This is a genomic window from Peribacillus sp. SIMBA_075 (assembly GCF_046534585.1).
On the sequence record NZ_JAWRYN010000634.1, the window covers coordinates 1 to 271 of the forward strand.

1 protein-coding gene is annotated in these 271 nt (G+C 51.7%); it reads left to right on the forward strand.

The window, feature by feature from the left end; genetic code table 11:
• Positions 1-71: 71 nt before the first annotated feature.
• Positions 72-271 (forward strand): NAD(P)-binding domain-containing protein (locus tag SB775_RS29720; protein ID WP_410864831.1); only part of this gene is annotated, 200 nt, incomplete at its 3' end.

Sequence of the window (271 nt, forward strand, 5' to 3'; positions counted from 1 at the left end):
CTCGATTTCTACATCGAGACCAAAACGGTCTATATTCGCGCATAAGCCTGTAGAGAGTAGGGGGAGCAAGTATGGAAGCGATTGGAGTCATTGGCAGTGGAGCAATGGGCAAGGGAATGATCGGTAGTTTGTTGAAAAAGGGCTATCATGTTTACGCGTATGATCCAAGTCCAGCCGCGCAGCAGTGGGCGAGTGAGCAAGGGGCTCATGTGGTAGCTTCACCGCAGGCTGTAGGATGCGTCACCCGAGTCGTATTTACTTCTTTACCGGG